General features: G+C 51.7%; 19 protein-coding genes. 15 read left to right on the top strand and 4 right to left on the bottom strand.

The window, feature by feature from the left end; all coding sequences use genetic code 11:
* Positions 1-96 precede the first annotated feature (96 nt).
* The 13 genes from glyQ (at position 97) to D6C13_RS16195 (ending at position 14,864) form a co-directional block, all read left to right on the top strand.
* On the top strand, positions 97-1,011 hold the full coding sequence (glyQ, locus tag D6C13_RS16250) for a glycine--tRNA ligase subunit alpha (protein ID WP_120133756.1): 915 nt from the start codon (positions 97-99) through the stop codon (positions 1,009-1,011).
* A gap of 9 nt (positions 1,012-1,020) precedes the next feature.
* Complete coding sequence (gene glyS, locus D6C13_RS16245) at positions 1,021-3,090, top strand: glycine--tRNA ligase subunit beta (RefSeq protein WP_120133755.1); 2,070 nt, start codon at positions 1,021-1,023, stop codon at positions 3,088-3,090.
* Positions 3,091-3,609: 519 nt separating this feature from the next.
* Positions 3,610-4,332: a DUF3053 domain-containing protein gene (locus D6C13_RS16240; protein ID WP_120133754.1), complete on the top strand. Its 723-nt coding sequence runs from the start codon at positions 3,610-3,612 to the stop codon at positions 4,330-4,332.
* A 327-nt stretch (positions 4,333-4,659) separates the two neighbouring features.
* On the top strand, positions 4,660-5,106 hold the full coding sequence (gene cmtB, locus D6C13_RS16235; RefSeq protein WP_120133753.1) for a PTS mannitol transporter subunit IIA: 447 nt from the start codon (positions 4,660-4,662) through the stop codon (positions 5,104-5,106).
* Between the two features lie 30 nt (positions 5,107-5,136).
* Positions 5,137-6,540 (top strand): PTS mannitol transporter subunit IIBC, encoded by a 1,404-nt coding sequence (locus tag D6C13_RS16230; protein ID WP_120133752.1) that lies wholly within the window; start codon positions 5,137-5,139, stop codon positions 6,538-6,540.
* Positions 6,537-7,805: a zinc-binding dehydrogenase gene (locus D6C13_RS16225; protein WP_120133751.1), complete on the top strand. Its 1,269-nt coding sequence runs from the start codon at positions 6,537-6,539 to the stop codon at positions 7,803-7,805. The genes D6C13_RS16230 and D6C13_RS16225 overlap by 4 nt, the downstream gene beginning before the upstream one ends.
* 42 nt (positions 7,806-7,847) lie before the next feature.
* On the top strand, positions 7,848-8,375 hold the full coding sequence (locus tag D6C13_RS16220; protein ID WP_120133750.1) for an MltR family transcriptional regulator: 528 nt from the start codon (positions 7,848-7,850) through the stop codon (positions 8,373-8,375).
* Positions 8,353-9,060: a nucleoside/nucleotide kinase family protein gene (locus D6C13_RS16215; protein WP_120133749.1), complete on the top strand. Its 708-nt coding sequence runs from the start codon at positions 8,353-8,355 to the stop codon at positions 9,058-9,060. The genes D6C13_RS16220 and D6C13_RS16215 overlap by 23 nt, the downstream gene beginning before the upstream one ends.
* 116 nt (positions 9,061-9,176) lie before the next feature.
* Complete coding sequence (locus D6C13_RS16210) at positions 9,177-9,971, top strand: DsbA family protein (RefSeq protein ID WP_120133748.1); 795 nt, start codon at positions 9,177-9,179, stop codon at positions 9,969-9,971.
* 247 nt (positions 9,972-10,218) lie between these two features.
* Positions 10,219-10,362, top strand: a complete 144-nt coding sequence (locus D6C13_RS25665; protein WP_167458041.1) for a hypothetical protein — start codon at positions 10,219-10,221, stop codon at positions 10,360-10,362.
* A 658-nt stretch (positions 10,363-11,020) separates the two neighbouring features.
* Positions 11,021-12,934, top strand: coding sequence for a PTS mannitol transporter subunit IICBA (locus D6C13_RS16205; protein ID WP_120133747.1), 1,914 nt, complete (start codon positions 11,021-11,023; stop codon positions 12,932-12,934).
* A gap of 96 nt (positions 12,935-13,030) precedes the next feature.
* The gene (locus D6C13_RS16200) at positions 13,031-14,179 is read left to right on the top strand and encodes a mannitol-1-phosphate 5-dehydrogenase (RefSeq protein WP_120133746.1); all 1,149 of its coding nucleotides are present in this window, start codon (positions 13,031-13,033) and stop codon (positions 14,177-14,179) included.
* 136 nt (positions 14,180-14,315) lie between these two features.
* Positions 14,316-14,864, top strand: a complete 549-nt coding sequence (locus D6C13_RS16195) for an MltR family transcriptional regulator (RefSeq protein ID WP_014411435.1) — start codon at positions 14,316-14,318, stop codon at positions 14,862-14,864.
* 2 nt (positions 14,865-14,866) lie between these two features.
* On the opposite strand, the gene D6C13_RS16190 is transcribed toward D6C13_RS16195, so the two are convergent.
* Positions 14,867-15,475, bottom strand: a complete 609-nt coding sequence (locus D6C13_RS16190; protein WP_120133745.1) for a LysE family translocator — start codon at positions 15,473-15,475, stop codon at positions 14,867-14,869.
* 145 nt (positions 15,476-15,620) lie between these two features.
* On the opposite strand from D6C13_RS16190, the gene D6C13_RS16185 reads away from it, so the two are divergent.
* On the top strand, positions 15,621-17,120 hold the full coding sequence (locus tag D6C13_RS16185) for an aminotransferase-like domain-containing protein (RefSeq protein WP_120133744.1): 1,500 nt from the start codon (positions 15,621-15,623) through the stop codon (positions 17,118-17,120).
* 65 nt (positions 17,121-17,185) lie between these two features.
* Positions 17,186-17,545, top strand: a complete 360-nt coding sequence (locus D6C13_RS16180) for a YibL family ribosome-associated protein (protein ID WP_120133816.1) — start codon at positions 17,186-17,188, stop codon at positions 17,543-17,545.
* Positions 17,546-17,589: 44 nt separating this feature from the next.
* Here the strand turns inward: D6C13_RS16180 and yiiM are convergent, their stop codons facing one another.
* The 3 genes from yiiM to D6C13_RS16165 all read right to left on the bottom strand — a co-directional run bounded on the left by yiiM (position 17,590) and on the right by D6C13_RS16165 (position 19,789).
* Entirely contained in the window at positions 17,590-18,261 is a 672-nt protein-coding gene (gene yiiM, locus D6C13_RS16175; protein WP_120133743.1) for a 6-hydroxyaminopurine reductase, read from the bottom strand.
* Positions 18,262-18,329: 68 nt separating this feature from the next.
* Positions 18,330-18,689 carry a type II toxin-antitoxin system death-on-curing family toxin gene (locus tag D6C13_RS16170; RefSeq protein WP_208642907.1) on the bottom strand — a complete coding sequence of 120 codons (360 nt, stop codon included), beginning with the start codon at positions 18,687-18,689 and terminating at the stop codon, positions 18,330-18,332.
* 80 nt (positions 18,690-18,769) lie between these two features.
* Positions 18,770-19,789, bottom strand: coding sequence for a DNA-binding protein (locus D6C13_RS16165; RefSeq protein WP_120133742.1), 1,020 nt, complete (start codon positions 19,787-19,789; stop codon positions 18,770-18,772).
* Between the last annotated feature and the right edge of the window lie 127 nt (positions 19,790-19,916).

The following is a 19,916-nucleotide window of genomic DNA, read 5'->3' as shown; positions in this document are numbered from 1 at the left end:
TATGCCTTAGTTGCTTGATACTGGCTGATTATCTTCCGTTCAGCGGGTATACTGTCGGACTCTCTTTAAACCCACTTTCTCGCGTGCGAATCCAACATGCAAAAGTTTGATACCAAGACATTTCAGGGCCTGATCCTGACACTGCAAGATTATTGGGCGCAGCAGGGCTGCACCATTGTTCAACCGCTGGATATGGAAGTCGGCGCGGGCACCTCGCACCCGATGACCAGTCTGCGCGCACTCGGCCCTGAGCCTTTCGCGGCAGCCTATGTTCAGCCATCACGCCGTCCGACTGACGGCCGTTACGGCGAAAACCCGAACCGCCTGCAGCACTATTATCAGTTCCAGGTGATGATCAAACCTTCACCGGAAAACATTCAGGAGCTGTACCTCGGCTCGCTGAGAGAGCTGGGCCTCGACCCGCTGATCCACGATATCCGCTTCGTTGAAGATAACTGGGAAAACCCGACGCTCGGCGCCTGGGGTCTCGGCTGGGAAGTGTGGCTGAACGGCATGGAAGTGACACAGTTCACTTACTTCCAGCAGGTCGGCGGCCTGGAATGTAAACCTGTGACCGGTGAAATCACTTACGGTCTGGAACGTCTGGCGATGTACATCCAGGGCGTGGACAGCGTTTATGATCTGGTCTGGAGCGACGGTCCGCTGGGTAAAACGACGTACGGCGACGTATTCCATCAGAACGAAGTTGAGCAATCGACGTATAACTTTGAATACGCCGATGTCGATTTCCTGTTCAGCTGTTTTGAACAGCACGAGAAAGAAGCGCAGACCCTGCTGGCTCTCGAAAAGCCACTGGCACTGCCGGCGTACGAGCGCATCCTGAAAGCGGCCCACTGCTTCAACCTGCTCGACGCGCGTAAAGCGATTTCTGTGACTGAACGCCAGCGCTACATTCTGCGCATCCGTACCCTGACTAAAGCGGTAGCTGAGGCGTATTACGCTTCCCGCGAAGTGCTGGGCTTCCCGATGTGCAAAAAGAACGAGAAGTGAGATAAGTCAATGACTGAAAAAACATTTCTGGTGGAAATCGGCACGGAAGAACTGCCACCGAAGGCTCTGCGCAGCCTTGCTGAATCTTTTGCAGCTAACCTGACTGCGGAGCTGGATGCGGCGAATCTGCCACACGGCGGCGTAAAATGGTTTGCAGCACCGCGCCGTCTGGCGCTGAAAGTCTCCGGTCTGCATGAATCTCAGGCTGACCGCGAAGTTGAAAAACGCGGCCCGGCTGTGGCACAAGCTTTCGATGCTGAAGGCAAACCAAGCAAAGCCGCTGAAGGCTGGGCTCGCGGTTGCGGTATCACGGTGGAACAGGCCGATCGTCTGGTCACCGACAAAGGCGAATGGCTGGTTTACCGTGCGCACGTCAAAGGCGAAAGCGCGCAACAGCTGCTGCCTGCGATGATCGCGACGTCACTGTCCAAACTGCCTATCCCTAAACTGATGCGCTGGGGCGATTCCGACGTGCAGTTTGTACGTCCGGTTCACACAGTCACTCTGCTGTTAGGCGAAGAGCTAATCCCGGCGAAAATCCTCGGTATCGATTCTGCCCGTACCATTCGCGGTCACCGCTTCATGGGCGAGCCGGAATTCACGATTGATAATGCCGATCAGTATCCGCAAATTTTGCTGGAACGCGGCAAAGTCATTGCTGATTACGAACAGCGTAAGGCGCTGATCAAACAGGATGCAGAGAAAGCAGCGAAAGAGATTGGCGGTATCGCGGATCTGAGCGAAAGCCTGCTCGAAGAAGTCGCGTCTCTGGTTGAATGGCCGGTGGTTCTGACCGCGAAATTCGAAGAGAAATTCCTGGCGGTTCCGGCTGAAGCGTTGGTTTACACCATGAAAGGCGACCAGAAGTATTTCCCGGTGTACGACGCCGCGGGCAAACTTTTGCCGAACTTCATCTTTGTGGCCAACATCGAATCGAAAGATCCGCAGCAAATCATTTCCGGTAACGAGAAAGTGGTGCGTCCGCGTCTGGCCGATGCCGAATTCTTCTTCAATACCGACCGCAAGAAACGTCTCGAAGACAACCTGCCGCGTCTGGAAACCGTGTTGTTCCAGAAACAGCTGGGTACGCTGCGCGACAAAACTGACCGTATTCAGGCGCTGTCTGGCTGGATCGCTGAGAAAATCGGTGCCAACGTTGAAAACGCAAAACGTGCCGGTTTGCTGTCAAAATGCGACCTGATGACCAACATGGTCTTCGAGTTTACCGACACGCAGGGCGTGATGGGCATGCACTATGCGCGTCATGACGGTGAGCAGGAAGAAGTCGCGGTTGCACTGAACGAGCAGTATCAGCCACGTTTCGCGGGCGACGAATTACCGGCTTCGCTGGTAGCATGTGCGCTGGCAATCGCTGACAAGATGGATACCCTGGCCGGTATTTTCGGCATCGGTCAACATCCGAAAGGCGATAAAGACCCGTTCGCACTGCGCCGTGCAGCGCTGGGTGTTCTGCGTATCATCGTTGAGAAAAACCTGTCACTCGACCTGCAAACCCTGACCGAAGAAGCGGTGCGCCTGTATGGCGACAAGCTGACTAACACCAAGGTTGTCGATGAAGTGGTTGATTTCATGCTCGGTCGTTTCCGCGCGTGGTATCAGGAAGAAGGTCACGCGGTCGATACCATTCAGGCCGTGCTGGCACGTCGTCCGACCAAACCGGCAGATTTTGATGCGCGTGTGAAAGCGGTGAGTTACTTCCGTACTCTCGACGAAGCGGCAACGCTGGCTGCGGCTAACAAACGCGTATCCAACATTCTGGCGAAATCGACAGACGTTCTGCTCGATCACGTGCACGCTTCCGTGCTGAAAGAACCTGCTGAGCTGAAACTGGCAACGCATCTGGTGGTTCTGCGCGACAAACTGGAGCCTCTGTTTGCGGCCGGTGAGTACAAAGAAGCGCTGGTTGAGCTGGCTGCGCTGCGCGAAACCGTCGATACGTTCTTCGATACCGTCATGGTAATGGATGAGAACGAAGCGATCCGCATTAACCGTCTGACACTGCTTTCCAAGCTGCGTGAGCTGTTCCTGCAGGTCGCGGATATTTCGCTGCTTCAGTAAGCAGTTGACTTTTTAAAGTCAAAATCAAAATCAAGGTCGTGGGCGTCGGCCCACACCGACCAGAGGGAGAATAAACCTTCTCCCTCTGGACTCCCGTGTTTTTTCACTGCGCGCTATCGCAATTACGACGGACATGTTTCGGTACATTAGTGGGTGGCGCAAAATGTCATCGCTCCGCGAACTCCTCATTTCAGGCTTCGAGACCTGTGGCTCGAAGACCGAGAGAAGATACCGCGCAGCGGCAAGATTTTCAGCCTGTCACAGTGATACCTGAAACATAGCCAGCGAGCGATAGTACACAGTAAAAGAGCCGGGGGTTCTTAGGGGTGGCGGCGATAAGCCACCCCTGAGGCCAGTTTGGGTGGCAACCCAAGGTCCTGAACTTGAATTTAAAACTTTTCTACGCTTTTTTAAAAAGCGTTCTCCCCCCAATTGTTCTATCCTATAACCCGCATGGAATGCACTGCATCGGCAGGGAACTGGCCGGTAGAAGAACATTGAAATCAGGAGTCAGGACTCATGGCTGTAGGGATCAGAAGCGGTGTATTTTCTCGCTGGCTGGCGCCGTTTATCGCATTGCTGGTTGTTTTCCAACTCACTGCATGTGGCGATAAAGAACCGGAACAACGCAAAGCCTTTATCGATTATTTGCAAAATACCGTCATGCGCAGCGGGCAAAACCTGCCTTCGCTGAGTGAAGATCAGAAGCAACGTTTTGGTAATTACGCGAATGACTACGGCATCATCCTGTCGTTCTCCCGCCAGATGAAAGGAGCCGTTGAAGGCAGCCTTGTCCCGGTGGTCAGCGCGATTGGTCAGGTGCGTACTCCGCAAGATTACATGACCCAGCGCAGCGCGTTGCAGCAGGCAGCCAGCACGCTGAGCATGCTGAATGCACAGTTGCGTGACTCAAAAGTGAAAGCTGATACGGGGATGGCGGCACTGAAACAACCGGACGACCTGAAAGCGGTTTATGGTCAGGTGTACAACACCGTGGTAACTCAGCCGGCGAACGTGCTGACTCCGCTGGTGCCCGCGCTGCAAAGCTTCACGCAGGATATCGTCTCTGTCGGTGATTACCTGCAACAGCAGGGTACTCAGGTCGCCTTTGCCAATGGCGGCGTACAGTTCCCGACGCAGCAACAGGCAACACAGTACAACACCATGATGTCCAGTCTGGTGGGTAAACAGCAGACATTGCTTCAGGCGCAGAAAGTCGCCCAGGGCGATTTCAGCAACTAAGCCTGTTAAAGATGTAATAAACAGAAGCCACGCTCAAATGCGTGGTTTTTTATTGCTGAAAACCAAACGCAATAAGTCAAATCAGATGCAGATCACAAAATATGATAATAATAAAAAATCATATTTTGTGGTGTAATTCACAAACAGGCTGTTGCGTTATATTGCAATTCATGAAAATCACGTCATTCTTGTGATCTCTGTCGGATTTTATTCTTGCTGTTACGCTTTTTATAATGCAGATCACAAATCCCTGTCGGTTTGATTAAATCCATTTCAAAGAATATGCTCCTGAATATAAATTCTCATCGATAAAAATAAGGATAAATAATGTCGTCATTAATGGATTTTTTCGAAAATGAAAGTATTGCGATATATTCATCCGCTGAAAACTGGTCTCAGGCGATAGACTTATCAATGAGAAATCTGCTGGAAAGAAAATATATTACACCAGATTACATTCAGGCGATTAAAGACACCACCCTTGAAATCGGGCCTTATTATTTACTCGCTCCCGGTATTGCTATGCCCCATGCAAGGCCGGAGTGCGGTGCGTTAGGTACGGCGCTGAGCTTTACGCAACTGCGCCAAGGTGTCAGCTTTGAGGCTGAAAGCCCGCCGGTTCGTTTGCTTATCGGATTAGCCGCGAAAGATTCTGATTCACATATAGAGGCGATTCAGGCGTTAAGTGAAATGCTTTGCGAAGATGAAGTTATTGATGAATTACTCAATGCAAAAAATACTGAGGAATTAATTAATATCATTCAGCGTTATTAGTTTTATCCTAACATCACACAGGATTTAAATATGGCTAATAAATCTATGCGCGCCAGAGTGCAGGCTTTTGGCGGCTTTCTCACTGCTATGGTCATTCCCAATATAGGTGCGTTTATCGCCTGGGGTTTTATTACGGCATTATTTATTCCGACCGGATGGACACCTAATCCGCACTTCGGCCAGCTTGTCGGGCCGATGATCACCTACTTATTGCCACTGATGATAGGTTCTACCGGCGGACATTTAATTGGCGGAAAACGCGGTGCCGTGATGGGCGGTATCGGTACGATGGGCGTGATTGTCGGAGCCGATATTCCGATGTTTATCGGCGCGATGGTGATGGGGCCGCTGGGCGGATATGTCATCAAAAAGGTCGACAAATTGCTGGAGAAGCGCATTCCGGCGGGCTTTGAGATGGTCATCAATAATTTCTCCCTCGGCATCCTCGGCATGCTGCTTTGTCTGCTGGCGTATGAAGTGATCGGCCCGGCAGTGATGGCAGCGAATAACATGGTGAAAGAGGGGATTGAAGCGCTGGTGGCGACCGGTTATCTGCCGCTGCTGTCAGTGATTAATGAACCGGCCAAAGTGCTGTTCCTCAATAACGCGATCGACCAGGGCGTTTATTATCCGCTGGGGATGCAGGACACTGCCGTTGCCGGAAAATCGATTTATTTCATGGTGGCCTCCAATCCCGGCCCCGGTCTGGGCATCCTGCTGGCGTTTTCGCTGTTCGGCAAAGGGCTGAGCAAAAAGTCCGCGCCCGGCGCGATGATCATCCATTTTCTCGGCGGCATCCACGAACTGTATTTTCCTTATGTGCTGATGAAACCGCTGATGATTATTGCCATGATTGCGGGCGGAATGACCGGCATTTATGTCTTCGAGCTGTTTGGCGCAGGGCTGGTAGCCGGGCCAAGTCCGGGTTCTATCTTTGCTTATCTGGCGCTGACGCCGCGCGGGGGCTTTATGGGAACCTGTGCGGGCGTTCTGGCCGGAACCGTGGTTTCTTTCGTCGTTGCCTCTGCCATTCTGAAATTCGATAAATCCCCTGTGGAAGACAGTTTTGCGGATTCTCAGGCCGCCAGCAAAAAACGCAAAGCCGAAGGCAAAAACGGGATGCATCCCGTTGCCGCCAGCATCCGGTTAATCGCCTTTGTGTGCGATGCGGGAATGGGCTCGAGCGCGATGGGTGCGACAACGTTTCGCAAGAAGCTGCAAAAAGCCGGTTATGAAATCGAAGTGAAGCACTACTCCATCGAAAACATTCCGGCTGATGCCGACATCATTGTGACCCACGCCAGCCTTGAAGGCCGCGCTCAGCGCGTGACTGACCAGCCGCTGATTCTGATTAAAAATTACCTCGGTGATCCGGCACTTGATGTGCTGTTTGCCGACATCACCTCTCAGGCACCGCAAGGAGCAACAGCATGAAAACTAAAGTCGCCGCCATCTACGGTAAAAAAGATGTGAGGATCCGTGAGTTTGAGCTGCCCGAAATCACCGATGACGAACTGCTGGTGAGCGTGGTGTCAGACAGTGTTTGCCTGTCGACCTACAAAGCGGCGTTGCTGGGCGGGGAACATAAACGCGTGCCGGAAGATATCGCCGGGCATCCGGCGGTGACGGGGCACGAATGCGCGGGTGTGATTGTGCAGGTGGGCAAAAATCTCAGAGACCGTTTTGAAGCGGGGAAACGTTTCGTACTGCAACCGGCGATGGGGCTGCCGAGCGGCTATTCCGCCGGATACAGCTACGAAACCTTTGGCGGCAATGCAACGTACATGATCATTCCGAAACTGGCTATCGATCTGGGCTGTGTTCTGCCGTACGAAGGCCGCTATTTCGCTGCGGCCTCGCTGGCGGAGCCGATGTGCTGCATTATCGGCGCGTATCACGCCAGTTATCACACCACGCAATATGTGTATGAGCATCAGATGGGCATCAGAGCGGGTGGAAATCTGGCGCTGCTGGCCTGTGCAGGGCCGATGGGCATTGGTGCGATTGATTATGCGATTAACGGTGATGTGCGTCCGGCGCGGGTGGTGGTGGTGGATATTGATGAACAGCGGCTGGCGCGCGCAGAACAGCTTCTGCCGGTGGCGATGGCGGCAGAAAAGGGCATCGAGCTGGTGTATATCAACAGTAAAACATTGTCCGATCCGGCGGCGGATTTGCGCGAAATGACCGGCGGCGCAGGCTTTGATGATGTCTTTGTTTTCGCGGCTGTGGCAGAGGTTATCGAACTTGGCGATGCGCTGCTGGGTGAAGACGGTTGCCTGAATTTCTTTGCCGGGCCGACCGACAAAAAATTCAGCGTTCCTTTCAATTTCTATAACGTTCACTACGGTTCGACGCATATTGTCGGCACATCCGGCGGTTCGACCGGCGATATGGAAGAGGCGCTGGCATTAACGGCGGCTGGGCGAATTCAGCCTTCTTATATGATCACACACATCGGCGGCCTGGACGCCGTACCGGATACCGTGCTGAATCTGCCGCATATTCCCGGTGGTAAGAAGCTAATCTATAACGGAATTTCTCTGCCGCTGACTGCCATTGAGGATTTTGCAGAATTAGGCAAAACCGATCCGCTGTTTGCCCTGCTGGCTGAGCGGGTGGCACCGACGTACGGCGTGTGGAATGAGCAGGCCGAACAGGCGCTGCTGAACCACTTTGGTGTTTCTACCGGGCTGTAATATCATCGGTTCTCCTCATTACTGACGGCGTTTAAGGGAAGGATGACTGTATTCACTGAAGATCAGGTGCTGGAGACGTTATCCGGCCAGACGAATCTCAATGATTTTCTGCATGCCGCTAATGTCATTTTGCTCAGCGGTATAAAACAGTTCCTTCCCCACCTGTTTATCAATAATGACGAGGATATCCGTGAATTTGCCGTCAAGCCTTTACTCGCTAAATCAGGCCCGCTGGACAGTATAGATGTGTCCCTGAGACTGATTTATGCGCTGGGAAAAATCAAAAAGCCGGTCTATGCAGATATTTTGCTGTTTTCTCAGCTGGACGAACACCTGAAAGCAGGGGCAGAAATTGTGGAATTTCATGAGGAAACCGCTTATGAATTTATCCAGAATTTGAGCTGTGTGACGGATAACACGCTGATGTTCCAGTCTGTCGAGAAAATGAAGTTTGCCGGTTTTGAGACCTTCAGTAAGGCGCGTTACGGCAATCTGGTGAGGACGGCGCTGTCGCTGGCAGTGACGGATTTACTCAAGGAACTGACTTATGAACGTGACGCTGACCATTAACGGACTGACCACGCAGGCTTTTTTTCCCGACGAAGACATCGAACAGTTACACCTTCCCCTTCTGCAACGTTTTTCCTCACATCAACGCCAGCTTAACCGGCCTTTGGTGGTGTTTCTGGTTGCACCTCCCGGCACCGGCAAATCGACGCTTTCCGCATTCTGGCAAAAGCTTTCCACTGAATCGCCGGATTTAGTTCCTCTGCAGACCTTGCCGATGGACGGTTTTCATCAACGCAATGACTGGCTAAAGACGCATAACTTACGTCAGAAAAAGGGCGCACCGGAAACGTTTGACGTTACGAAACTGCGCGACGCCCTGATGGCTTTACGCGAACCGGGCAGTCGCTGGCCGGAGTACAGCCGCACACTACATGAACCGGTCGAAGGAGCAATCCACGTTACCGCGCCAATTCTGATCGTCGAGGGGAACTGGCTGCTGCTGGGGGATGAGGGCTGGAGGCAACTGGCAGAATATTGCGACCTGAGCATCTTTATTCGTGCCAGCCAGGATGTTCTGCGCGGCCGGTTAATAGACCGTAAAATTCGCGGCGGCCTGACGCCTGCACAGGCCAGTGATTTTTACGCTGCCACGGACGGACCCAACGTGACGCGGGTTCTGGCCGGGAGTCGCCAGGCCGATATCACCCTGCGTATGTCGGGCGATGGCGCCTATCATTTTGAGTAATGGTTACGGCGGGATTTATAAAAAATGACAATTTTCTGCCTGCAAATCTGGCTGAATTCCTCTACTTTTGAAGGCAACTGTCCGTTTTTCTCCGTATTTCACTTTAAGGATTTTTGATGAAACGTCAGACGATGACTCTGTTGGCTTCTCTGGTGCTGGCTCCGACGCTGGCTTTTGCTGCTGACGGCGCAACCGCAGATTTCACCCCGGCGCAGCAGGAAGCCATTGGTAAAATTGCGGCGGATTACATGTTGCAGCATCCGGAAATTCTGGTGCAGGTCAGCCAGAAATTACAGGCGCAGCAGGCGGATCAGCAACAACAGCAAACCCTGAGCGCAGTGCTGGCCAATTCCAAAGCGCTGGTGAATGATCCTGCGACCCCAAGCTACGGGCCGAAAGATGCCAAAGTGGCATTCGTGGAATTCTTCGATTACCAGTGCCTGTATTGCAGCCACATGGCTCCTGTGGTCGAGCAGACCGTGAAAGCCAATCCGAACGTACGTTTTGTATTCAAAGAATGGCCAATCTTCGGTGACCGCTGGAAAGCGTCCATCACTGCGGCTGAAACCGGTATGGCTATCTGGAAAGAAAAAGGTGCTCAGGCCTATTTCGATTACCACAACAGCATTTACCGCACCGGCCATGACGAAGGGAAACTGACGGATGCCGATATCGCTGGCGCAGTGAAAGCCGCCAAAGCCACCGCGCCAACTGACGCGCAGCGTAAAGCGACGCATGAAGCTATCGCTGCTAACGATGAGCTGGCCCGTACGCTGGGCTTCAGCGGCACGCCAGGTTTCGTGGTGATGCCAACCAGCGGCGCAACCGCTGAAAACACCTCCGTGCTGCCTGGGGCTGTATCTGCCGAAGAATTGCAGGCCGCGATCGTGAAAGCGCAGAGCGGGAAGTAATTCCCTCTTTAATCCGGTGGCAAATCGCTGCCGGATTTTCTTCAGAGATTTCTTCAGTGCAATAATTTGGAAAGCAGTTCTCAGTAATGAATGTAATGGCTGAAAGTGAATAAATTTTTACTCACGTCATGCTTTTTGCCGTTGTAACCTTCTTTTCTTCATGGATATTCATCCCTGTGAAGCAACCTCTGATTCTTTGGGTCTGGCATCAGAGCCCCTCAAATTCTTACTTATTACATGGATAGTTATGATTGTTCATTTCGCTGATTATGCTGCGTTGAAAAAAAACGAGCGTCGTGAAAACCAAGACGTAAAAGAAGCGACGGGTTTCCATAAAGTGATTGATGTTTCAGCCTGGCAAGAGTTTGCTGCGTATGAGAAAGCAAGGTAGAAGAAACATTGCAGTGCTCGGATTATTTTATAAAAAACCTCAGCGACATCTCATGTCGATTCTCAGCAGCTTTACAGCTATACCGATTTTGAACTGAAAATAGTTAAAGATGTCACTACTAAAATTGGTAAAGAGATCACATTACCTCCAGCCTGATTTTTACGCTGCTTTTTGGGCTACAGTTTTTTGTAGCCTGCTTTTCCCTTTGTAATTTAATTTCAACATCTCCCCCGTAAACTCAGTTTTCCATTCATGAGACACGTCTGAATGCTTTTTAAGCGAAATACACAAGTTCGTCTAAAAATACTTTGTGATGAATATCACGTTTTAATGATAAAGACTCGTTAACAAAAAGTGACTTAAGTCACATTTTTGTCGGCGTCGTGCTTAAATATTCGCCTGTGTAGCCGGGTTACAGCGTCTTTTTGTGACGGTGATCACCAAAAGTGAGGGGGTAATGGTCGTATACGTGTGATCTGCGTCACGGGCTGTCGGGTGGCTACGCGGGGCCTATAATCACGTGGTAGAGTCCGCCTCGCAGACAGCAATTCGACGGACGGATTTTTAAAGCAGTGGCAAAAAACCGAAATAACCGTCACCGATAATTAACTGATATCACGCGCTCTATTGTCAGCGCGTATCAATAGGGGTGCGTTTTATGTTTTCACCAGACGTTAAGATCAAAGTTCAAAACTTTGGTCGCTTCCTGAGTAACATGGTAATGCCCAACATCGGCGCGTTTATCGCCTGGGGTATCATTACCGCTCTGTTCATTCCTACCGGCTGGATCCCTAATGAAACATTAGCGAAGCTGGTTGGCCCGATGATCACCTACCTTCTGCCATTGCTCATCGGTTATACCGGTGGTCGTCTGGTCGGTGGTGACCGCGGTGGTGTGGTCGGCGCAATCACCGTCATGGGTGTTATCGTTGGTGCGGATATGCCAATGTTCCTCGGCGCAATGATTGCAGGTCCGCTGGGCGGCTGGTGCATCAAGCGTTTCGACCGCTGGGTTGACGGTAAAATCAAAAGCGGCTTCGAGATGCTGGTTAACAACTTCTCGGCCGGTATTATCGGTATGCTGCTGGCAATCCTGGCCTTCCTGGCGATTGGTCCGCTGGTAGAAGCGCTGTCTAAATTGCTGGCTGCAGGCGTGCACATCATGGTTATTCATAACCTGTTGCCGCTGGCCTCTATCTTTGTTGAACCGGCGAAAATCCTGTTCCTCAACAACGCCATCAACCACGGTATCTTCTCTCCGCTGGGTATCCAGCAGGCGACTGAAACCGGTAAATCTATCTTCTTCCTGATCGAAGCGAACCCGGGTCCGGGTATGGGCGTCCTGATGGCGTACATGTTCTTCGGTCGTGGCAGCGCTAAGCAATCTGCTGGTGGCGCGGCAATCATCCACTTCCTGGGTGGTATCCACGAAATTTATTTCCCATACGTTCTGATGAATCCGCGTCTGTTACTGGCGGTAATTCTGGGCGGTATGACTGGCGTGTTCACCCTGACTATGCTGAACGGCGGTCTGGTTTCTCCGGCATCTCCGGGTTCTATCCTGGCAGTACTGGCGATGACGCCAAAAGGCGCGTACTTCGCTAATATCGCGGCTATCGTGGCAGCATTTGCAGTGTCCTTCGTTATCTCTGCTTTCCTGCTGAAAACCACCAAAGCGAAAGATGGCGACGACCTGGACGAAGCAACCCGCCGTATGCAGGATATGAAAGCTGAATCCAAAGGTGGCCGTCCTTCAGCGACTGGCGTAGCAGGCGACCTGTCTACCGTTCGTAAAATCATCGTAGCCTGTGACGCCGGTATGGGTTCCAGCGCAATGGGTGCCGGTGTTCTGCGCAAAAAAGTGCAAGATGCAGGGCTGACCAATATCAGCGTGACTAACAGCGCCATCAATAATCTGCCTGATGATGTGGATCTGGTGATTACGCACCGTGACCTGACTGAACGCGCCATGCGTCAGGTACCGCATGCGCAGCACATTTCGCTGACCAACTTCCTCGACAGCGGCCTGTACACTGACCTGACCTCCCGTCTGGTTGAAGTGAACAAAGCCAGTCAGTACAAAGAGAAAGTGACGACGACGCTGGGCGACAGCATCGTGGCTGACAATGAAAACGAAAACCTGTTCCGTCTCAGCGAAAGCAACATCTTCCTCGGCCTGAGCGCGGGCACGAAAGAAGAAGCGATTCGTTTTGCGGGTGAGCAACTGGTGAAAGGCGGGTATGTTCAGGCAGAATATGTTGAAGCGATGCTGGCACGTGAGCAACTGACCTCGACGTATCTGGGTGAATCTATCGCTGTGCCACACGGCACCATCGAAGCGAAAGACCGCGTACTGAAAACCGGTATCGTGTTCTGCCAGTATCCGGCGGGCATCCGCTGGGGCGATGACGAAGATGACCGCGCACGTCTGGTCGTGGGTATCGCAGCACGCAATAACGAGCACATCAATGTCATCACCAAGCTGACCACAGCGCTGGATGAAGACGGTGTTATCGAGCGTCTGGCGAATACCACCAGCGTTGAAGAAGTTCTGTCCATTCTTCGCGGCTGATTGAGCAGTTAATCGAAAAGTAATTACTAAGCGGGTCTTGCGAGACCCGCTTGTTGATTCGGAGCCCGTTGCTCCTCACGATTTGAAGGAATAAATATGAAAGCATTACATTTTGGTGCAGGTAACATTGGTCGCGGTTTTATCGGTAAATTACTTGCTGATGCCGGGATTGAACTGACGTTTGCCGATGTCAGCCCTGCTTTACTGGATGCGCTGAACAGCCGTAAAGGTTACGACGTGCACGTTGTCGGTGAACAGGCCACCGTTGAGCCTGTCAGTAATGTGAATGCCGTAAACAGCGCCGGTCAGGATGCCATTAACCTGATCGCTGAAGTTGATTTAGTCACCACCGCCGTCGGTCCGACCGTGCTGGAAAAAATCGCGCCAAACGTCGCCAAAGGTCTGGTGCTGCGTCACCAGCAAGGCAACGAAAAGCCGCTCAATATCATCGCCTGCGAAAACATGGTGCGCGGTACCAGCCAGTTCAAACAGCACGTATTCAACGCGCTGCCGGAAGATGAAAAAGCCTGGGTTGAAGCGCATATCGGCTTTGTCGATTCCGCCGTGGACCGTATCGTTCCACCAGCGGCAGCAGGCACTACCGATCCGCTGGAAGTGACCGTTGAAACGTTCAGCGAATGGATTGTGGATAAAACTCAGTTCAAAGGTGAATTGCCGCACATCGCCGGTATGGAACTGACCGACAATCTGATGGCGTTCGTTGAGCGTAAACTGTTCACCCTGAACACCGGTCATGCGATCACCGCGTATCTTGGTCAGCAGGCAGGCCACGCGACAATCCGTGATGCGATCCTCGATGAGAAAGTGCGTCTGGTGGTTCGCGGTGCGATGGAAGAAAGTGGTGAAGTGCTGATCCGTCGTTACGGTTTTGACCCGGAAAAACATTTCGCCTACATCGAAAAGATTCTGACCCGTTTCGAAAACCCGTACCTGCATGACGACGTTGAGCGCGTTGGCCGTCAGCCACTGCGTAAACTGAGCGCAGGCGATCGACTGATTAAACCGTTACTGGGTACGCAGGAATACCGTCTGCCGAACGATAATCTGGTCAGAGGGATTGCTGCCGCGATGCATTATCGCAGCGAGCAAGACCCGCAAGCTAAAGAACTGGTAGAATTGCTGGAGAAAGTAGGGCCAAAAGCTGCCCTCGCCCAGATTTCAGGTCTGCCAGAAGATGGCGAAGTTGTGGCGAAAGCCGTCGCTCTCTACGAATCGATGCACTAATACTGCGTTTATTTTGATTTCGCCAACACCAGGCAAAGAAAGCCCTGTCGGGCAGGATGTTTCTGCCCGACATGCGCGCATCATGGATGACGCCAGGGGCGCTGTCAGCATCGGCACTTTACTGCAAATAAACCCTATGGAAAAAGCTCAGGCGTTTGAAAACCGTGTACTTGAAAAGCTGAATGCGGGTAAAACCGTGCGTAGCTTTTTGATGACTGCCGTGGAATTACTGGCCGAAGCGCTGGATATTCTGGTGGTGCAGGTTTTTCGCAAAGACGATTACGCGGTGAAATATGCAGTCGAACCGTTACTGACCGGTACCGGTCCGCTGGGTGATCTCTCGGTGCGTCTCAAACTGATTTATGCACTGGGCGTGATCAGCCGTCATGAATATGAAGATGCCGAATTACTGATGGCGTTGCGTGAAGAGCTCAATTACGACGGCGAAGAGTACCGGTTTACTGATGATGAAATTCTCGGTCCCTTCGGAGAACTGCATTGCGTGACGGAGTTACCTCCTGCGCCTACTTTCCTTAAACCGGGTGAAGCTGACGAATCACTGATCGCCATGCAACGCCAGCGTTACCAGCAAATCGTCCGCTCCACTATGGTCCTTTCCGTGACCGGGCTGATTGCCCATATCAGTAATCAGCAGCCTTCCCGTTTATCCCCCGTACAAAAATAACACTACGCCAGCGCATGGCGCACTTCGCCGATCAGCAACCACAGCGCGGTTAATGCCATCATGCCGCCCATGATTGTATTGAACATTTTCAGCTTCCATTCCACACGTAATGCCTGACGTAACCTGTCACCCATCACCACCCAGACTAAAATGCACGGCAGATTGATCAGCGCGAAACCGATGCAAATCAGCAGCGTGTGATGCAGCATATTGCCATCCGGCGGCGTGAACAGGATTGCCACGTTGGTCGCCATCAGCCAGGCTTTCGGGTTCACCGCCTGAAATAACGCGCCGTTAATCAGATTCATCGGCTGCTGCTTCTCGCCTTCTTTTGGCGAGCCGGAACGGTAAATTTTCCATGACAGCCAGAACAGATAGGCGCAACCCACGGCGGCCATCGGCAGCCGCACGACCGTCATCCAGCTGAGTAAAATCGCCAGCATGGAGGTCATCAGGGCGCATTGCACCACGCAGCCGAGGGTTATCCCCAGCATCATCGGCACGCTGCGGCGCAGCCCGAAATTAACGCCGGAAGCCGCCAGCAAAAGATTGTTCGGGCCGGGTGTAATTGACATCACAGTGACGTAACTGACGAAAGCGGTATCTATCATTTTTGTTTTCCTGCATCCCCTGTTTTCCAGAGAACCAGAATAATCAGAGACCGGGAAAGGTAACAGAACCAAAAATACGCTATTGTCATGGTTACAGATTGCATTACGAAAAACTGTACCCATCAATTTTCACGGAACTGACACCATGACTGACACGGCGGATCTCAGCGACACCCGGTATAACCAGCTGGCGGAACAACTGGCGGACGCCATCCGTCGCGGCACACTCGCGCCGGGTAGCCGTTTGCCATCGGTGCGGCGCAGCGCACAAACCTGGTCAGTCAGTATTAATACCGTAGTGGCGGCTTACCGGCGGCTGGAAGATCGCGGTTTTATCGAGGCGCGTCCGCAGTCCGGATTTTACGTCCGTGCCGCGTTGCCAGCGCTGAACCATCAGCCCCATGAACAGCCGCAGACACCCGCCGCAGAACCGGCAGATGAAGTGCTGGACTTGATCGATAAAGTATTCGCCTCGCAGATTGATCCGACTTACACCAATCTCTCGCTGGCCTGTCCGCAGTCGAACGATTTTTATCCGACCGGTAAGCTCGGGCGGATCATGTCGTCTCTGTTACGACGCCAGCCGAACCTCATCGGACAATATGCGCTGCCACCGGGCAGTCCGGTGTTACGTCAGCAAATCGCCCGCCGCGCGCTGACGCTCGGCATGATTTTAGAACCCGCCGACATCACCATTACTCACGGTTGTATGGAGGCATTGCAGCTGGCGTTGCGTGTCACCACCAAACCGGGTGACAGCGTCGGGCTGGAAACGCCGACCTATTTTTATCTGCTGCCAATGCTGGCGAGCCTCGGGCTGAAAGCGGTAGAAATTCCGACCGATCCGCAAACCGGTTTATCGCTGGATGTGCTGGAAATGCTGCTCGCCGAAAAGCGCCTGAATGCAGTAATCGCCATGCCGACGGCGCAAAATCCGCTGGGCTTTACCATGCCTCTGGCCGCAAAAAAACGTCTGGCGCGCCTGATGAACGATCACCAGGTGCCGTTAATTGAAGACGGTCTGTACGCGGAAATTCAGTTTGGCGCCACGCTGTCTCCGGCCGTGAAATCTTTCGACCGTTACGGCTGGATCCTGTTTTGCACCAGCTTTACCAAAACGCTGGCGCCTGATTTTCGTATCGGCTGGGTGGAAGGCGGGCGCTTTGCCGATAAGCTGCATAAACTGAAAGCCGTGTCGTCGATGGCGGAATCCGCGTTACTTTCGCAAACGCTGGCGGTGTTTCTGGAATCGGGCGGTTATGACCATCATCTGCGGGCTTTGCGTAAGCGCTACGCGTCGCAGGTTGAGCAGGCACGTGCGCTGATCGCCCGCCATTTTCCGCAGGGAACGCGTGCCACACAACCGGCCGGTGGCTTTGTGATTTGGGTCGATTTCCCGCCGGGCGTGGATTGCGTCACGCTGTTTCATCAGTTGCTGAAAGATAAAATTTGTATGACGCCGGGGCAGTTATATTCACCGAGCGGGCGCTACAGCAACGGTCTGCGGTTGTCTTGTTGTTATGTTTTTGATACCCGCTATATTTCAGCAATGATCCGCATCGGTCAGCGAGCCTGTGAGATGTGCGGATTGCCGCCGGGGTTGGCAGAAACGCAGGAGCAAGCTGAAGAATCGCGCACTTCCTGATACACTGAGGTTTATTATTCCCAATTTACAGTCGTGCCGGTTTTGGCATGAACGGATCTGAAATCATGAAAGAAGTCGAAAAAGTCGAGATTAAACGCCTCAGCGATATGCTTGATGCACTGAATCACAAAGACGCCACTGTTATTCAGGCAGGTAATTCTGAGCTGATTGCCAAGCATGAAGAAGAAAAAGAGAAACTGGCTGCTGAAATTGCGCGTCTGAAAGATGTACGTGTGAAAAAACTCAGCACCGAAGCGCAGAAGCTGGAAAAGCTGTTCAGCCGTGAAATCACCAAGAAAGAACAGGCTGATATGGGCACGCTGAAGAAAACCGTGCGCGGCATCGTGGTGGTTCACCCGATGACTGCACTGGGCCGCGAAATGGGCCTGAAAGTCGTGACTGGCTTCGCGAAAAAAGAATTCTGATGTGACTCACGGGCAGACCAGTAGGCTCTGCCCGTGAGTAAAACTCACTTCCCAAATAATCTCCGTCCAAAATCCTCAATCTTCCTGTTAACCAGCCGCATCTGCATGGTTTTGCTCCAGCTCGCCGAAATCCCCGCCGCAGACATCAGACGCCGGTACTGTTCTTCATCAAACGGCATATGAAATGCGATTGAAATCGCTTCGGCAACGGAGACATCGCTGTTGCGGGTCAGTAATTCCAGCGGACGATCGCCACTGGTTTTACCGGTGCCAACTACGCGATATAACCAGCCGCAACGGCCGCTTTGCTGTAACAGCGGCGATAAATTCTGGCAGTCGAGAAAATGGTTTAGCTTGTAGCAGGGCGCACGCGGTTGCGTGACCTGAATCAGTGTTTCACCCCAGCGGAAAATATCGCCGATAAACACGTTATCTTCGGTCATGCCGAGCGTTGAAAGGTTTTCGCCAAAAGCGGGCGGATGGAAGCGTTCTTCTTCTTCAGGAAACTGCTGACGCAGCCAGGCGTAATGCTCGCGCGGGAAATGACACAGGGCGCGGTCAGCACCACCGTGATATGACTTTTCGGCCTGCTGATCGCCTTCCAGCCCTGAAGGGGTGAGCAACACGCCGCCATCCACCTGGCGTTTAGCAATCGCGCTGGGTGAAAAATCGGGGAATTGCTCGATAGCACCGATGTACACGTCGGGATAATGCATAAGCTCTCCGCTGCTGTAATATCACTCGCTCAAGCATAACCTGCATTGGGCAGCGTGAGGATCTGAAATTACTGGGTGATGACGTTTATTAGCTCAAGCTTAAGCGACTCGGGATAATCATCTTCCATCACAATCGAGATGATGAGCCGTTGTAAAAGCTCTTTTGATATTTTATTTTCCGCAAGCCAAACCACAATATTTTCCATCTCTTTAACGAATTTTTTGACGCAATAATCATAGCCATTGAGTTCCAGGAAATAGGCCCCGAGAACAAGACTTGATCGTTTATTACCATCATTGAATGCGTGAAATTTATTGATTGCAAATACCAGATGTGTGAGTTTTTCTCCAAAACAAGAGTAATAATCGTCGTTTTGAATATGTTCAAGAACACTTGATAAACACCCCACATCTTTAGTGCCTGGCATCCCCCCCTGATTGCTCGATAATCCAGTCATGAACCTGAATGGCATGAGGTTCGTCAAAGTAGAGCAAAGTGAATGCCATCTCAGCGATCCTTCAGACGTTTAAGAACATTTAGCACCTGAATATCTGACAATTGTTCTTCAAGTGAACGGCTGCGTTCACCTAAAAAGCGCTCATAATCTCCAGCAGGGACTGACTGAAGGTAATGCTCTAGTTTTTCATGCAAAGCATCACGAAACCCTAAATCCCTGCTCGCCATGCGCACACGCGCATCTTCTATTGAGGGTTGTAGAAATGGATTTTTCTCAGCCTCGTTAATTAACGTATCAAGCTCGGCAGGTGCTAATTTTCTTCCAAGCGCTTCCGCTTTGGTTTTAAGCTGCACGGCTAAGCCATGTTCAAAACTGGCAATGGCCTTCAACACTTCTGTGTACATCGTCTCGCGAGTTTTGTCTTTATCCGCAAGCCTGAGAATTTGTTTATACTCCATGGCATTCTCACAAAATACGGCCTGATAGACCCTGTCGGTATAAACGGCGTACTTGTGGTTACCCATTTGTAAATGGTCACGGAGAGCGTCAGTGAATTGTTTGCGGTAACTCTCTTCTAAAAATGCAGCAGGCAAATAGTCCGGATCTCGCTGATTGACGTATTTTGTGTGACCGCCTGATTTTTCAGCAATGACATCAATAACGATATCTAGCATCCGGCTGCGGATAGCTTTAGCACGATCGCTTTCTGTTATTAACATTGCAAGGTTTAGCAGGGCTCTGAAGCTAAAGATCCCCAAGGACGGTGTTTTAGGGCTGATGTCGACGACATTCATGTCGTCGACATAGGCTAACCGTAACTTCCGTAACGCTTTTCCTTTGAGGATACGGTAGCCGCTATTTTCTAATTCATCATTATGGCCGCTTAGATATCGATCAATGGTTCGTTCATCGACTGCCAAGATTTCAGCAACTTGCATCTTGGTAAATACTGTTTCACCGGCAAAATTCTTGCCCCCGACAGCAAGATTGGTCTCCAGCTCACTTAAAGCATAAGGATTGTTGAGAATATTTTTGCGGGCAACCTGTGAGGTGGTTAAATCTTTATTCATCTTCTCCGTCCTTCTCCCGCAGTTCTGTCAAATCCTCAGAGAACTCAGGACATAAATCATCATGTTTGTACAGAAGCCAAGATACCACGTCATGACGATTTTTGAGTGCAGAGGGAATAGAAGGAAT

The sequence above is a fragment of the Rahnella woolbedingensis genome, from assembly GCF_003602095.1.
In the GTDB taxonomy this organism is placed as follows: Bacteria; Pseudomonadota; Gammaproteobacteria; order Enterobacterales; family Enterobacteriaceae; genus Rahnella; species Rahnella woolbedingensis.
The sequence above is the reverse complement of the archived record's forward strand: the minus strand, read 5'-3'. Positions and strand labels throughout refer to the sequence as shown.

Bases quoted from the DNA above. Each gene is read 5' to 3' on its own strand.
- glyQ (WP_120133756.1), top strand. From the start codon at position 97: ATGCAAAAGTTTGATACCAAGACATTTCAGGGCCTGATCCTGACACTG.
- glyS (WP_120133755.1), top strand. From the start codon at position 1,021: ATGACTGAAAAAACATTTCTGGTGGAAATCGGCACGGAAGAACTGCCA.
- D6C13_RS16240 (WP_120133754.1), top strand. From the start codon at position 3,610: ATGGCTGTAGGGATCAGAAGCGGTGTATTTTCTCGCTGGCTGGCGCCG.
- cmtB (WP_120133753.1), top strand. From the start codon at position 4,660: ATGTCGTCATTAATGGATTTTTTCGAAAATGAAAGTATTGCGATATAT.
- D6C13_RS16230 (WP_120133752.1), top strand. From the start codon at position 5,137: ATGGCTAATAAATCTATGCGCGCCAGAGTGCAGGCTTTTGGCGGCTTT.
- D6C13_RS16225 (WP_120133751.1), top strand. From the start codon at position 6,537: ATGAAAACTAAAGTCGCCGCCATCTACGGTAAAAAAGATGTGAGGATC.
- D6C13_RS16220 (WP_120133750.1), top strand. From the start codon at position 7,848: ATGACTGTATTCACTGAAGATCAGGTGCTGGAGACGTTATCCGGCCAG.
- D6C13_RS16215 (WP_120133749.1), top strand. From the start codon at position 8,353: ATGAACGTGACGCTGACCATTAACGGACTGACCACGCAGGCTTTTTTT.
- D6C13_RS16210 (WP_120133748.1), top strand. From the start codon at position 9,177: ATGAAACGTCAGACGATGACTCTGTTGGCTTCTCTGGTGCTGGCTCCG.
- D6C13_RS25665 (WP_167458041.1), top strand. From the start codon at position 10,219: ATGATTGTTCATTTCGCTGATTATGCTGCGTTGAAAAAAAACGAGCGT.
- D6C13_RS16205 (WP_120133747.1), top strand. From the start codon at position 11,021: ATGTTTTCACCAGACGTTAAGATCAAAGTTCAAAACTTTGGTCGCTTC.
- D6C13_RS16200 (WP_120133746.1), top strand. From the start codon at position 13,031: ATGAAAGCATTACATTTTGGTGCAGGTAACATTGGTCGCGGTTTTATC.
- D6C13_RS16195 (WP_014411435.1), top strand. From the start codon at position 14,316: ATGGAAAAAGCTCAGGCGTTTGAAAACCGTGTACTTGAAAAGCTGAAT.
- D6C13_RS16190 (WP_120133745.1), bottom strand. From the start codon at position 15,475: ATGATAGATACCGCTTTCGTCAGTTACGTCACTGTGATGTCAATTACA.
- D6C13_RS16185 (WP_120133744.1), top strand. From the start codon at position 15,621: ATGACTGACACGGCGGATCTCAGCGACACCCGGTATAACCAGCTGGCG.
- D6C13_RS16180 (WP_120133816.1), top strand. From the start codon at position 17,186: ATGAAAGAAGTCGAAAAAGTCGAGATTAAACGCCTCAGCGATATGCTT.
- yiiM (WP_120133743.1), bottom strand. From the start codon at position 18,261: ATGCATTATCCCGACGTGTACATCGGTGCTATCGAGCAATTCCCCGAT.
- D6C13_RS16170 (WP_208642907.1), bottom strand. From the start codon at position 18,689: ATGCCAGGCACTAAAGATGTGGGGTGTTTATCAAGTGTTCTTGAACAT.
- D6C13_RS16165 (WP_120133742.1), bottom strand. From the start codon at position 19,789: ATGAATAAAGATTTAACCACCTCACAGGTTGCCCGCAAAAATATTCTC.